This is a genomic window from Streptomyces sp. WAC 01529 (assembly GCF_003945545.1).
GTDB lineage: Bacteria > Actinomycetota > Actinomycetes > Streptomycetales > Streptomycetaceae > Streptomyces > Streptomyces anatolicus.
Genome location: NZ_CP029617.1, coordinates 1586575 through 1599244 on the forward strand (window position 1 = coordinate 1586575; position 12670 = coordinate 1599244).

Here is a 12670-nt window from a genome sequence, read left to right on the forward strand (position 1 = left end):
CGGCGCGCGCCCCGCGTACCGTGCGGCCCCATGACTGTGATCGTCCGAGCCCTCAGCTCCGATGCCCCGGCCGCCGCCGCGGACGACGCGGGCTTCGCCTCCGTACGCCGTGCGTGCGTACCCGCCATGCTCGCCACCCCCGAGTCGGTCGCGTTCGACCGCGCGCACGCCCATCCGGACTCCCGCTACCGGCAGTTGGTCGCCGAGGCCGACGGCGAGATCATCGGCACGGCGCAGGTGGGCGTCGCCCACGACAGCCCCGAGCCCGGCCAGGGCTTCGCCAACGTCTATGTGCATCCGCGGCGGCTCGGCGCCGGTGCGGGCACGCTCCTGCTGCGCACGGCGGAGGAGTACCTGGCGGGAGAGGGCGCCAACGCCGTCTACTCCTGGGTGCTCGACGATCCCGCGAACCTCGCCTTCGCCGCCCGCCGCGGCTATCGCGCCAGCCGCCGCGCGCACTTCCTCCGGCTCGACCTGGCGCACGGCACGCTGCCGCCCCGCCAGGCGCCGCCCGCGGGGGTGGAGCTGGTCAGCGGTTCGGTGTTCGCGCAGGACCCGCGGCCGCTCTTCGCGCTCGACGCGGAGACCGTGGCGGACGAACCGAGCGACGTGGCCGCGGAGTTCACGGACTACGAGCACTGGCTCGCCGAGACCTGGCGCCATCCGCTGGTCAGCCACGAGCTGACCTCGGTGGCCCTGGTGGACGGCCGCCCCGCCGCCTTCACCCTGCCCCGCACGGACGGCGCGGGCCGCTACGGCTCCGGGATGACGGGCACCGCGCGTGCCCACCGCGGCCGGGGCCTCGCCAAGCTCGTCAAGAACGACTCCCTGCACCGCGCCCGCGCGGCCGGCTGCACGGAGGCGTTCACGGGCAACGACGCGGGCAACGAACCGATGCTGGCGATCAACCGGTGGTTCGGTTACGAGATCTGCGGGACGGAGGTGCGCCATGTCCGGGACCTCACCTGACGGGCACCGCCCCACCACCGTGGAGATCGCCCTCGTCAAGGCGGGCCGCACCAAGATCCGCTACCCCGCGGAACTCCTCCACGACGACGGCACACGGATCACGGTCCGCGCCCCCTGGGCGGCCCCCGGCGTCCGTGACTTCGGCTTCGTCCGCTTCGAGCCGGGCGACGTCTTCACCGAGCACTACTGGCGCGACCGCTGGTACGCGATCAAGGAGGTGTACGCCGCCGACGGCACGCTCAAGGGCTGGTACTGCGACGTGACGCGCCCCGCGGTCCGCGACGGCGCGACCCTGACCGTGGAGGACCTGGACCTCGACCTGTGGTGCTCGGCCGACGCGAGCACCGTGCTGCGCCTGGACGAGGACGAGTTCGAGGCGAGCGGCCTCCCCACCACGGACCCGCCGGCGGCCACCGCGGCCCGCCACGCCCTCACGGAACTGGAGTCGCTGGCCCGCGAGAGGCTTCTGGGCACGCTCTGACGGCCCAACCGGTCGGCGTGCCGGCTCATTGCGGGCCCAGGGGGATGGCGGCGGTGCGCTGCTCGGGGTCGTACGCGATGGGGGTGTCGTCCGGCTGCCAGTGCAGTGTGAAGCGGTCGCCTCTGTGCCAGGCGGTCAGGCCCTCGCGGCAGTACGCCACCATGTCGTGCGGCAAGGCCGTGAGGGTGTGCCAGGCCAGCTCCGCGCACTTGTGCGGTTCGGCGTTGAAGGGCTCGCCGCCCGCGCCGTACTCCGCGGTGAAGAACCAGCCCATGCGCGGCGCTTCGCCGGGTCCCCGGTGCTGGACGACCGCTTCCGCGCGCAGGTCCGCCGGGGTGAGGTCGAGGCCGATCTCCTCGCGCGCCTCACGGATCATCGCCGCGCGGACGTCCTCGTCGTCCTCCACGTGTCCCGAGGGGAGGTTCCACAGCCCGTCGCCGTACCCGGTGTTGGCGCGGCGGGCCAGCAGCACCTCCTCACCCCGGCGCAGGATGAGGTGGACGTCGACGATCTCCGCGTGCCGGTGCGGGGCGGCGGGTGTCACTGGCCGCGCTCCGACCCGGTCGGTCCCCGCGGCGGGCTCGTTCGGCGTCATGTCCCGATCGTGGCACGCACCACTGACAACGGGTCCGGTACCGCCGCGAACGGTGTTCGATCAAAAAGGCGGCCCGCGGAGGTCTAGCACGGGGCTTCGATGGACATCGGTAAGGCAGGGAGGCAGCCATGCGCCGAGTCACCACGCACAAGCCCGCGGTCAAGCCCGTCAGCCGCCGGGTGCGGGAACGCCAAGAGGCCGAGGTCCAGCCACGGGAGAGGCCGGAGGTCCGCAAGGACATCCAGCGGACCTGGTGGCCCGACGGGTGAGCCCGGTCAGGCGCCGCCGTCACGTCTCCGCGCCCGCGCCAGCGCCTTCGTCAGCAACGGCCACGCCACGATCACGACGATGAGGCCGTACACCGTCACGGAGAAGGGCGTGTCGACGAGCCCGCCGACGCCGCCGTCGCTGATCTGCAGGGCGCGGCGCAGCTGTTGCTCGGCGTTGGGGCCGAGGATGACGCCGATGACGGCGGGCAGGACGGGCAGTCCGTAGCGCCGCATGCCGAAGCCGATGAGGCCGATGACGAGCAGGATGACGAGGTCGGCCGGTTCGCCGCCGACCGCGTAGGCGCCGACGGCCGCGAAGAACAGGATGCCCGCGTAGAGGTAGGGCCGCGGGACGCGCAGCAGCTTCGCCCAGAGGGGGGCGAGGGGGAGGTTCAGGGCGAGCAGGAGCACCATCCCCACGAACAGGGACGCGATCAGGCCCCACACCAGGTCGGGTTCGCGTTCGAAGAGCAGCGGGCCGGGCTGGATCCCGTACTGCTGGAAGGCGGCGAGCATCACGGCGGCGACGGCGGTGGTGGGCAGGCCGAGCGTCAGCATGGAGACGAGGGTGCCGGCCGCCGACGCGGACGCCGCAGACTCGGGGCCCGCGACTCCCTCGATGGCGCCCTTGCCCCACTCCTCCTTGTGCTTCGAGAGCCGCTTCTCGGTGACGTAGGAGAGGAAGGTCGGGATCTCCGCGCCGCCCGCGGGGATCGCGCCGAACGGGAAGCCGATGAGCGGGCCGCGCAGCCATGACTTCCAGGTGCGGCGTACGTCGTTCCTGCCGAGCCAGGGCCGGCCGACGGGGATCGCCTCGGCGCCGGTGCGGCGCAGGTGCGCGGCGACCCACAGGGCCTCGCCGATCGCGAAGAGGCCGACCGCGACGATCACCACGTCGATGCCGTCGGCGAGTTGGAGCGAGCCGAAGGTGAGCCGCTGCTGGCCCGTCATCTGGTCCAGGCCGACCAGGCCGATCGTCAGACCGATCAGGAGCGAGGCGAGGCCGCGGATGCGGGAGGAGCCGAGGACCGAGGTGACGGCGACGAACGCGAGCACCATGATCGCGAAGTAGTCGGGGGCGCCGATGCCGACGGCGAGGTCGGCGACGGTCGGCGCGAGCGCGACCAGCAGGAGCGTGCCGATCATGCCGCCCGCGAAGTGGCCGATGGCGGCGGCCGCGAGGGCCTGCGCGCCCCGCCCCGCCCTCGCCATCGGGTGACCTTCCATGGCGGCGACGACGGCGGCGCTCTCGCCGGGGGTGTTGAGCAGGATCGAGGTCGTCGAGCCGCCGAACATCGCCCCGTAGTAGATGCCCGCGAACATGATGAAGGCGCCGGTCGGTTCGAGTCCGTACGTCACGGGGAGCAGCAGGGCGACGGCCATGGCGGGGCCGATGCCGGGGAGGACGCCGATGGCGGTGCCCAGGAGTACGCCGACCGCAGCCCACAGGAGGTTCAGCGGGGTGAGGGCCGTTCCGAAGCCGTCGATGAGGGAGTTGAAGGCGTTCATGTCACAGCACTCCCATCAGGGGGCCGCCCGGCAGGGGCACACCGAGCAGGTTGTTGAAGACCACGTACGTGAGGACGGAGAGGACGGCGGCGATGAGCGGGTCGCGGTCGGGGTGGCGGCTGCCGAGCGCGTACGCGGAGCCCCAGAAGAGCAGTGCGCCCGCGATGGGGAAGCCGAGGGGTTCGATGAGGACGGCGGTGGCGAGGAAGACGCCCGCGAGGAGGAGCACGGTGCGCCAGTCGGCGGGTTCGGACAGGTCGATGTCCTCGCCGCCCTCGGCCTCGCCGCGGCCGCCGCGCAGTACGTCGATGGCGAGCAGCAGGGCGACGACGAGGAGGCCGGTGCCGACGGCGACCGGCACGGTCTTCGGGCCGATGGGGCCGCGCTGGGTGATCTCCACGTCCATGGTGAGCGCGTCGGTGAGGACGAGCGCGCCGAGGAGCAGCAGGAGTACGCAGACGCCGAGTTCGGAGTGTTCGCGCAGCCAGGCGCGGCGGCCGCGCTCGGCGGGGGGCACGTCGGTCGCGGTCACAGTCCCAGCTCCTTCAGCACGGATACGACGCGCTTGTCCTGGGCGTCCAGGAAGTCGCCGAACTCGTCGCCGGTCAGGAAGGCGTCGTCCCAGCCGTTCGTCTTGAGGGACTTCTTCCACTCGGGTGAGGCGTGCAGCTCGCGGAAGAGTCCGGTGAGCTTCTCGCGTTCGGCGTCGCTGAGGCCGGGCGGGGCGACGATGCCGCGCCAGTTGGTGAAGGCCACGTCGTAGCCGGACTCCTTGAGGGTGGGTCCGTCCAGGCCGCGCACCCGCTTCGGGCCGGTCACGGCGAGCAGGCGCAGCTCCCCCGACTTGATCTGGTCCAGGTATTCGCCGACTCCGGAGACGCCGAAGGAGACCTTGCTGCCGAGGATCGAGGCGAGCAGTTCGCCGCCGCCGTCGAAGGGGACGTAGTTGACCTTCTTCGGGTCGATTCCGGCGGCGCGCGCCATCAGCATCGGGGCGAGGTGGTCGGGTCCGCCGGGTGCGGAGCCGCCTCCGACGGGCAGTTTGCCGGGGTTCTTCTTCCAGGCCGCGACGAGCTGCTCGATGGTCTTGTACGGGGAGTTCTTGGCGACCACGACGACGTCCTGCTCCTCGGTGAGCCGGGCGATCGGGGTGGTGTCGGCGAGGGTTTTCGGGGAGTGGTTGGAGCGGGCGGCGCCGACGACGCCGAGGCCCATGGACATGGCGAGCTTGCCGTTGCCGTGCTCGCCGACGAGCCGGGTCAGGCCGACGGTGCCGCCGGCGCCGGGGAGGTTGAACACCTCGATGTTGTGGGTGAGTTCCGCGTCCTCGGCGTTCTTCGCGGCGGTGCGGGCGGTGATGTCGTAGCCGCCGCCGGGGGTGTTGGGGACCATGAGGCGCAGGCCGGGGATCCGCGTGCCGGTCTCGGCGCCGCTGCCCGGGGTGAGCAGGGGCGGCGCCACGAGCACGAGCAGGGCGGCGCCGAGCAGGGCGAGGGGGGTGCGCGGGCGCACGTGTGCCACCACCTGTCGGTTACGTCGGAGTGGGCAGGGATGTGAGGTGGCCCACATGTTGCCCGGGCGTTAACAACCTGTCTCTCTTCCGGAATCAACGGACGTTGTGGTCGTTGTGGTCGCGCCCATAGCCTGCGGCGATGACAAGGGTCCTGGTGGTGGACGACGACTTCATGGTCGCCCGGCTGCACGGCCGGTACGTCGCCGCGGTGGACGGATTCACCGTGGCCGGCGTCGCCCACAGCGGCGCCGAGGCGCTGGGGGCGGCCGAGCGGCTCCGTCCCGACCTCGTGCTCCTCGACGTCTATCTGCCCGACATGGACGGGATCGCGGTGCTCCGGGAGCTGCGGGCGGCCGAGGAGCGTGATCCGGGGCGGGAGCCGGTGGACGCCCTGTTCATCACGGCCGCGCGGGACGCGGAGGTCGTGCGGGCGGCGCTGCGGGCGGGGGCCCTGCACTATCTGATCAAGCCGTTCAACCAGGCGGCCCTGCACGAGCAGTTGCGGCACGTCGCGGCGCTCCGGGCCCGCCTCGACGGACTGCGCGAGGCCCGCCAGGAGGACGTGGACCACCTCTTCGGCACGCGCCCGCCCGGCTCCCGAGACCTGCCGAAGGGTCTCGCGGCACACACCGCGGAGCTGGTGGAGCAGACCCTGCGGAACCACCCCGGGGGCCTGTCGGCCTCGGAGTGCGCGGGCGAGGGCTCCCTCTCCCGCGTGAGCGCCCGCCGCTACCTGGAGTTCTTCGCGGACACGGGCCGCGCCGAGGTGACGCTCCGCTATGGGGGGACGGGTCGGCCGGAGCGGCGGTACCGGTGGGTGGGGTGAGCCCGCCGCGTGCACCGGTTACTTAAGCCGGGTGCTTGCTTGTGCCGGGTGGTTACTCAAGCCGGGTGCTTGCTCAAGCCGGGTGCAGGAGCGGATGGATGGTGTGGTGGACGAGCAGGTGCCCCCACAGCTCCTGCTCGACACCGCCGGGCCAGCGTGACCGCAGGACCGGCAGGGTGTCCCGCCGCAGCGTACCGACGGCCTCCAGGGAGGCCCTGATCCCCCACCGCTCGCGGTACAGGGCTCTCAGAACGGGAGCTGGGTGCGCCTCGTGGTCCACGAGCGTCGTGATCAGGCGGTGCGGAGGGTCGTCGAGCACCCTGACTTCGGTACGCGGTCGCGCGGGACCGCAGCGCACGTCGCAGAGGGAGGAGCCGTCCGGCAGTGCGGTGTGCTCCGGCAGGACGGCGCTCTCCGGCGGGGCGGGCCGGGGTCCGGCCCGCCACAGTACGTCCGCTCCAGCGGCACGGATCGCGGGCAGCAGTTCCAGGTCGGCCGGGCCGCAGTCGGCGAGCAGCAGGTCTCCGCGGGTCAGGGCTGCCAGCAGATCGTTCGTGAGGGCGCGTCCCGTCCCGGCGGGCGGCCTCCCCAGCGCGGCGCGGGTGATGGCATGACTGCCGCACTCCGCCAGCGCCGCCAGGTGCGCCTGCGGCAGGGCCGCGGACCCCGCCCCGGTGATCGACGGACAGCCGTAACGGGCCCGGTTCTCCGGCGTGTCCGGGACGCCGAGCGCGGTCGCGTCGGCCGCCAGCACCCGCCACCCCGGATAGCGGGCGCACCTCTCCTCGGTGCGCCGGGCCCGCGCGTCACGGGCGGCTTGCGCGAACAGCGCGGCCAGCGGCTCGGGCCCCAAGCGCACGCGGGCCCGGGAGATGGCGGCGGACGTGGGCGCCGCGGGAGGGCAGCCGTCCTGCCGGGTCACCCAGGACATCGCCTCGGCCAGCCTTCTGGCCACCTGGTCGTAACTGTGCTGGGCGAACAGGCATATGGCGAGGATGAAGTACACCACTGTGCGGGCGGGCAGAAGCCGGCTGCGCCGCTCGGTCCTGCCGCATTCCGCGATCACGCGGTCCACCGCGTCAGGCGGAAATGTACGCATCAGCAGTGCGAGGGCAATGCGGTCGGACAATCCGTCGGTGGCCGCCGCCCTCAACTGCCCCGGCCGTGGCATCGGAGCACCTTCCGGTCGTATTGATGAATGGCGTGCTTTAAGTCAGCAGTACCAATCGGCACCGACTTGCCCGGCCCCTGGCAGGGGTAAACCATGAAAGCAAGCCGATACAGCCAAACCTTCCTTCTGCTGTCGGACGCGCATTTCTCGGCTCTGGTTGCATTGCACGTCGAAGAATCGATTCTGTGCAGCACGCGCGGCATGCGGAAGAAACACAGAAAGGGTTGGGCGATGACAGATCGCGCGTTGCTCATCGGCATCGACGAGTATCCGGATCCGCTGAACAACCTCAACAGTTGCGTCGCCGACACCGTGGCCTTCACCGACCTGCTCGGCGGGCTCGACTTCGACACCTCGGGAATCCGCGTGCTGCACAACGCGGACGCGACCCTGGCAGCGACCCGGGACGGTCTCGACTGGCTGCTGGAGGGGGCCGAGGAGGGGGACCGCCTGGTCTTCTTCCAGTCCTCCCACGGGTATCGCTACCTCAAGGGTGACGTCATGACGGAGGTGCTCTGCGCCTACGACGAGTTCCTGGAGGACACCGAACTCGCCGACCGCACCGCCCTCCTCCCCCAAGGCGTGCTCACCGTGGTGCTCGACTCCTGCCACTCCGGCGGCATGGAGAAGTCCCTCTTCCGCAGAGGACTCCAGGAGAGCGTGCGCACCAAGGTGTTCACGCCGCCCCGGGAGAAACTCCTGGAACGGGCCAAGTCGGTGTCACTGGCGCGCGCGTTGAAGCCCTTCGGCCGCACCACCTTGCGCAACGAGGCGTCCCTGACCCTGAACATGGCGCACGTCCCCAACAAGGCGCCCAGGACCAAGGGCGCCATCACCGGGGCGAACGAGCTGAACGCGGTGCTCCTCACCGCCTGTCAGGCGGACCAGACCGCGGCGGCCGGCAGCGCCGCGACCAACTGGCTCTCGGCGTTCACCTACGCCCTGGCCGCGGAGATGGACGCGGCGATTTCCGTCTCCGCGCTGCGCGACCGGACGGTGCAGCGCATCGAAGACCTCAATATGAGCCAGACGCCTTGCGCCTTCGCTCCCTCGGATCAACCGCATCTCCTCACCGAAACATTTGTCTCCCGGCAGCAGACAAAGAGCAAGGAGATGATCCGACAGGTCGAGGAGATGCTCAAAGAGGTGGCCTACGCAGGCGGTGGACACAAACCTTCCACCCCTGGAAAGGGAGAAGGAATCTCAGCGAAAATCCACACACCGGAGGTAAAGGGAATGAGCACGGTAGAGCTTGAGAAGTCGGTCGGCGCGGCCACCGAAAAGATACTCGCCGGCGTGAAGACGGCGGGTAAGGGCAAGTCGGTCTGGGGCACCTTCCCGACCGACCTGAGCTACCAGCTGGACACGCAGACGGTCGCCGCCGTTCTCGCCCCCGCCATGGCGGCCGCGATTCCGGTGGACGGAAAGGCCTTCACGGTGCAGACGTCCGTGGCGGACGCGGACAATCTCCTCGACAAGGGCTTCTGGGAATCCGCGGCCAGGCTCGCACGGGTCGTCGTGCCGGCCGTCCTCGACGAGCTGACCAAGAGCGGCGGTCCCGGGAAGGGCCACTCCAAGGCCGCCGACCCGGACGAGGTGCACCGTGAGATCGCGCGGGCGGTCCCACCGGCCCGGATGGGCGACCCGAAGTTCTTCGGGATCGTGGAGACGCTGATCGGCATCGCGGCGCCGATCGTCATCAACGCGATCACCAAGGACTTCAAGCCCAACGAGCGTCCCACCGGCGGCAAGATCCAGGTCGATCTGCCGGCCGGGCTGAGCGACAGCGAGAAGAAGAGTTTCTGGGACGACGCCCTCGACGTGGTCAGTACGGCGCTGCCGTACGTCATCCGCGCCATCGCCTGAGCGGTCGGCGCGAGGACGGCGGCCGTCGCGCACGGCCGCCGTCCCGTCGGCGTCCCACCCGGTGGAGGGAGTTGCCCGATGCTCACTTCCGACGACGAGGCGGTCTACCTCAAGGCGGCCACGGATCTGGCCCGTATGACACCACCCGACCTGTCCGGTTTCCCCACGCGCACGGTCGAGGTCGCCATGCTGAAGGTCTTCGGGAGGAACGGCCCCCAGGAGAACTGGCTGAACGAGTTCCGGGGCCGGATCAAGCAGGCGAGTGAGAACACGGTCCAGCTGGAACCGGCCGAGCGGGCCGAGTTCCCGCACCCCCGCGAGAAGAGCCCCGCGGCCTCGTACCAGCGGCTGGTCTCCACCGCGGAGCGGGCCGTCCACCTCTTGGTGATGGGTCCGTTCGACCCGCCCTTCCGCTTCGTCCTGGACGAGATGGCTGCTCGCTGGCAGGCCAGTGCCGACCAGATCGCCGATACGGCGACAGCACTGCGCGAGCGGGACCTGGCTCTCGCCAACGCCCCGGACGAGATCGAACGGCGTCAACGGCGGCTGGCCGGCCAGGGGCTCGGTCTGGAGGCGCTCGTCGGCGACGACGATTCGGTCGGGGCGAACTTCCTGAGCCGCGGGATCACCGCCGCCCGGTCGGTGAGTCGCGTGGTCAGCGTGGCGTCGCGCCGCGATCCGCCCGTCCCGCTCGCCACGGGAGTGCTGATCGCTCCGCGGCTGCTCCTGGCGAACAACCATGTGGTGCCCGGCGAGGTCGATGCCGCGGAGGCGGCCGCGCAGTTCGGCTTCGAGGTCGACGAGGCCGGCCGTGAGGGTGAGTACGTGACCTGTCCGCTCGCCCCGGAGGTGTGCTGGTTCACCGACGAGGAACTGGATTTCACCGTGGTGGCCGTCGCCGACTCGCACGGCGAGGCACCGGGAGAGGCGTACGGCTGGGTGCCGCTCATCGAGCAGACCGGCAAAGCGCTCAAGTGCGAGGTGCTGAACGTGATCCATCATCCCGGCGGCGAGAGGAAGCGGGTCAGCATCCGCGCGAACCGGATGGTGGCCCAGGACGAGATCTGGCTGCGGTACACCAGTGACACCCGGAAGGGCTCGTCGGGAGCGCCCGTCTTCAACGATCAGTGGGAGATGGTCGCGCTCCATCGCGGAGGCATCAAATTGCGGGACGCGCAGGGAGCGCCGCTCACGCGCGACGGGCGGCGCTGGACGCCCGAGATGGGTCGTGACGCCGCCGCGTACATGGGTAACGAGGGCGCCAGGGTGAGCAGAATCGTCAAGCGGCTGAGGGCGGCCCCTCTCGCCGCGCCGATGCGGGCCCTGGTCGATACGGCGATCGAGGCGGGTGCGGGCGTATGAACGCGACTCTGGTGTTGGTACACGGCCGCAAGCAGGAGTGGAAGGACTCCGCCGAGCTGCGGCGCAAGTGGCTGGCGGGGCTGGCGTCCGGGCTCGTCAAAGCCGGTCTGCCGCCTGTGGAGGGCCCCGTGGTCCTCCCCTATTTCGGGAACGTGCTGCGCAGGATCACCGACACCCTGGCCCAGAGCCATGCGGCCGTCGACCTCGAAACGCTGCCCTCGGACCCTGCCACGCCAGGACCGCTGCACCCCTGTCTGGGGTCGGACATCGGCGTGATGGAACGGAAGGTGCTGGAGGACATGGCCGTCGGGGCGGGCTGGGTTCCGGGGACCGCCGACGATGACCTGGAACGCCTCTCGGACGTACTGTCCTGGCCGGTCGCTCGGGACGCGCTCGACTGGCTCGCCCATAAAACCCGGTTCGACCAGAGGCTCATCGCCGCGTATCTGCGCGACGTGGCCGTCTACTTGACGCGCGCCAGGGCCCAGGTCCTCTCCCACGTGAGGGAGCAACTCCCTCCCGAAGGCCCCGTCGTCCTGGTCTCGCACAGCCTGGGGACTGTGGTGGCACGGGATCTGCTCGGCGATGCCGGCCTGCGCGCACGCACCCGACTGTGGGTGACGGCTGGCTCTCCGCTGGGCATCGACGCCGTCCGCAAGAACCTCGGCCACACGACGTACGCGGACAACCCAGGAGTGGAATGGCTGAGCGCCTACGACGTCAACGACATCGTCGCCCTCGGGCACCCGTTGCGGAGAAAGTGGGGCCCTCCGCTCAGGGACGTCGAAGTGGAGAACGGCGAAGAGCCACACTCGATCGAGCGCTATCTCGCCCACCCCGAGGTGGCCGGACCGATCGGCACGGCGTCCAAGGGGCCAGTCTGAGCCCCCGGTTAGCCCTTCCTTAACGCGACCATAAGGATCTCCGTCCCCGGCCTCCAGCCGGGGATCTCGCGGTTTTCAGGGGCTAGCTTTCTGGTCGCCGGGGCGGTGACGAACCGTCGGTGCCGCTGGGATCGGGGGGCGGCGCCGGCCGTTCGCCATCGCCCCGGGTCCCCCCTGAACCGCGTATGAGGAGAACCCCCATGACCGCTCGTCGCAAGGCCGCCGCGATCGCCGCCGCCGGTGTCGCCCCGCTCGCGCTGACCGCCCTGACCGTGACGCCCGCCGCCGCGCACGGCTCGATGACGGACCCGGTCAGCCGGGTCTCCGCCTGCTTCCAGGAGGGCCCGGAGTCCCCGAAGTCGGCCGCCTGCAAGGCCGCCGTCGCCGCCAGTGGCGCCCAGGCCTTCTACGACTGGAACGGCGTGAACATCGCCAACGCCGCGGGCAAGTCGAAGCAGATCATCCCCGACGGCAAGCTCTGCGGCGCGGGCAACGACAAGTACAAGGGGCTCGACCTGCCGCGCGCCGACTGGCCCGCCAGCAAGCTCGCCGCCGGGAACCACACCTTCCGCTACAAGGGCACCGCCCCGCACAAGGGCTCCTTCGAGCTGTACGTCACCAAGGACTCGTACGACCCGGCGAAGCCCCTGAAGTGGTCGGATCTGGAGGCGAAGCCCTTCGTCAAGGTCACCGACCCGAAGATGGAGAACGGCGACTACGTCTTCGACGGCAAGATCCCCGCCAAGTCGGGCCGCCACCTCATCTACTCGATCTGGCAGCGCTCGGACTCCCCCGAGGCCTTCTACACCTGCTCCGACGTCGTCTTCGGCAAGGACACCGGCGGTTCCGGCTCCGGTTCCGGCTCCGCGCCCGCGCCGGCCCCGACCGCCTCCGCGCCCTCCGACGAGGAGATCGAGGCGGGTGCGGAGAAGTCCACGGTCGAGCACCACGGCCACGGGGACGCCGACGCCAGGACGGGCGCGGAGGCCACCGGCGCCGCTCCGGCCGCCGACAGTGACGCGGCGCAGGCCGGCAACGAGCCCGAGGTGAACGGCGGCGCCGAGAAGCCGGTGACCGCCGCTGACGACAACCTCGCCGAGACCGGCGGCGACAGCACCACCCCGTACATCGCGATCGGCGGCGCCGCCGCCCTCGCCGTCGGCGCCGCGGCGATGTTCGCCACGACCCGCCGCCGCGCGGCCGGACGTCACGGCCGCTGAGGCGG

The 12670-nt window shown here is 71.1% G+C and carries 12 protein-coding genes and 1 pseudogene; 8 read left to right on the forward strand and 5 right to left on the reverse strand.

Going from position 1 to position 12670, the window contains the following annotated elements:
- The first annotated feature begins 30 nt into the window (after positions 1-30).
- Entirely contained in the window at positions 31-969 is a 939-nt protein-coding gene (locus tag DMA15_RS07155) for a GNAT family N-acetyltransferase (protein WP_125511813.1), read from the forward strand.
- A complete protein-coding gene (locus DMA15_RS07160) occupies positions 950-1450 on the forward strand; it encodes a DUF402 domain-containing protein (RefSeq protein ID WP_125511814.1) in 501 nt (166 codons plus the stop codon). Before DMA15_RS07155 ends, DMA15_RS07160 begins: the two co-directional genes overlap by 20 nt.
- A 25-nt stretch (positions 1451-1475) precedes the next feature.
- Here DMA15_RS07160 and DMA15_RS07165 read toward each other — a convergent pair.
- Positions 1476-1979 (reverse strand): annotated as a pseudogene (locus tag DMA15_RS07165) (NUDIX domain-containing protein); the annotation flags it as partial.
- Positions 1980-2173: 194 nt separating this feature from the next.
- On the opposite strand from DMA15_RS07165, the gene DMA15_RS36565 reads away from it, so the two are divergent.
- Positions 2174-2314, forward strand: a complete 141-nt coding sequence (locus DMA15_RS36565) for a hypothetical protein (protein WP_164551702.1) — start codon at positions 2174-2176, stop codon at positions 2312-2314.
- Between the two features lie 6 nt (positions 2315-2320).
- On the opposite strand, the gene DMA15_RS07170 is transcribed toward DMA15_RS36565, so the two are convergent.
- From DMA15_RS07170 to DMA15_RS07180, 3 genes are read right to left on the reverse strand one after another with little or no spacing between them, the layout of a single operon-like run.
- Positions 2321-3823 carry a tripartite tricarboxylate transporter permease gene (locus tag DMA15_RS07170; RefSeq protein ID WP_125511816.1) on the reverse strand — a complete coding sequence of 501 codons (1503 nt, stop codon included), beginning with the start codon at positions 3821-3823 and terminating at the stop codon, positions 2321-2323.
- Position 3824: 1 nt separating this feature from the next.
- Positions 3825-4355: a tripartite tricarboxylate transporter TctB family protein gene (locus tag DMA15_RS07175; RefSeq protein WP_125511817.1), complete on the reverse strand. Its 531-nt coding sequence runs from the start codon at positions 4353-4355 to the stop codon at positions 3825-3827.
- Entirely contained in the window at positions 4352-5335 is a 984-nt protein-coding gene (locus DMA15_RS07180; RefSeq protein WP_164551703.1) for a tripartite tricarboxylate transporter substrate binding protein, read from the reverse strand. The genes DMA15_RS07175 and DMA15_RS07180 overlap by 4 nt, the downstream gene beginning before the upstream one ends.
- Positions 5336-5475: 140 nt before the next feature.
- Here DMA15_RS07180 and DMA15_RS07185 point away from each other — a divergent pair, with 140 nt between their 5' ends.
- Positions 5476-6162, forward strand: a complete 687-nt coding sequence (locus DMA15_RS07185; protein ID WP_125511819.1) for a response regulator — start codon at positions 5476-5478, stop codon at positions 6160-6162.
- Between the two features lie 73 nt (positions 6163-6235).
- Here DMA15_RS07185 and DMA15_RS07190 read toward each other — a convergent pair whose 3' ends face one another.
- Complete coding sequence (locus DMA15_RS07190) at positions 6236-7333, reverse strand: IS4 family transposase (protein ID WP_125511820.1); 1098 nt, start codon at positions 7331-7333, stop codon at positions 6236-6238.
- Positions 7334-7564: 231 nt separating this feature from the next.
- On the opposite strand from DMA15_RS07190, the gene DMA15_RS07195 reads away from it, so the two are divergent.
- The 4 genes from DMA15_RS07195 (at position 7565) to DMA15_RS07210 (ending at position 12665) form a co-directional block, all read left to right on the forward strand.
- Positions 7565-9199: a caspase family protein gene (locus DMA15_RS07195; protein ID WP_164551704.1), complete on the forward strand. Its 1635-nt coding sequence runs from the start codon at positions 7565-7567 to the stop codon at positions 9197-9199.
- A 78-nt stretch (positions 9200-9277) separates the two neighbouring features.
- Complete coding sequence (locus DMA15_RS07200; protein ID WP_125511822.1) at positions 9278-10561, forward strand: serine protease; 1284 nt, start codon at positions 9278-9280, stop codon at positions 10559-10561.
- Complete coding sequence (locus DMA15_RS07205; RefSeq protein WP_125511823.1) at positions 10558-11445, forward strand: hypothetical protein; 888 nt, start codon at positions 10558-10560, stop codon at positions 11443-11445. Before DMA15_RS07200 ends, DMA15_RS07205 begins: the two co-directional genes overlap by 4 nt.
- 200 nt (positions 11446-11645) lie before the next feature.
- A complete protein-coding gene (locus DMA15_RS07210; protein ID WP_125511824.1) occupies positions 11646-12665 on the forward strand; it encodes a lytic polysaccharide monooxygenase in 1020 nt (339 codons plus the stop codon).
- The last annotated feature ends 5 nt before the right edge of the window (positions 12666-12670 follow it).

Excerpts from the sequence above, each read along its gene's own strand:
- DMA15_RS07155 (WP_125511813.1), top strand. The coding sequence starts at position 31 with ATGACTGTGATCGTCCGAGCCCTCAGCTCCGATGCCCCGGCCGCCGCC.
- DMA15_RS07160 (WP_125511814.1), top strand. The coding sequence starts at position 950 with ATGTCCGGGACCTCACCTGACGGGCACCGCCCCACCACCGTGGAGATC.
- DMA15_RS36565 (WP_164551702.1), top strand. The coding sequence starts at position 2,174 with ATGCGCCGAGTCACCACGCACAAGCCCGCGGTCAAGCCCGTCAGCCGC.
- DMA15_RS07170 (WP_125511816.1), bottom strand. The coding sequence starts at position 3,823 with ATGAACGCCTTCAACTCCCTCATCGACGGCTTCGGAACGGCCCTCACC.
- DMA15_RS07185 (WP_125511819.1), top strand. The coding sequence starts at position 5,476 with ATGACAAGGGTCCTGGTGGTGGACGACGACTTCATGGTCGCCCGGCTG.
- DMA15_RS07190 (WP_125511820.1), bottom strand. The coding sequence starts at position 7,333 with ATGCCACGGCCGGGGCAGTTGAGGGCGGCGGCCACCGACGGATTGTCC.
- DMA15_RS07195 (WP_164551704.1), top strand. The coding sequence starts at position 7,565 with ATGACAGATCGCGCGTTGCTCATCGGCATCGACGAGTATCCGGATCCG.
- DMA15_RS07200 (WP_125511822.1), top strand. The coding sequence starts at position 9,278 with ATGCTCACTTCCGACGACGAGGCGGTCTACCTCAAGGCGGCCACGGAT.
- DMA15_RS07205 (WP_125511823.1), top strand. The coding sequence starts at position 10,558 with ATGAACGCGACTCTGGTGTTGGTACACGGCCGCAAGCAGGAGTGGAAG.
- DMA15_RS07210 (WP_125511824.1), top strand. The coding sequence starts at position 11,646 with ATGACCGCTCGTCGCAAGGCCGCCGCGATCGCCGCCGCCGGTGTCGCC.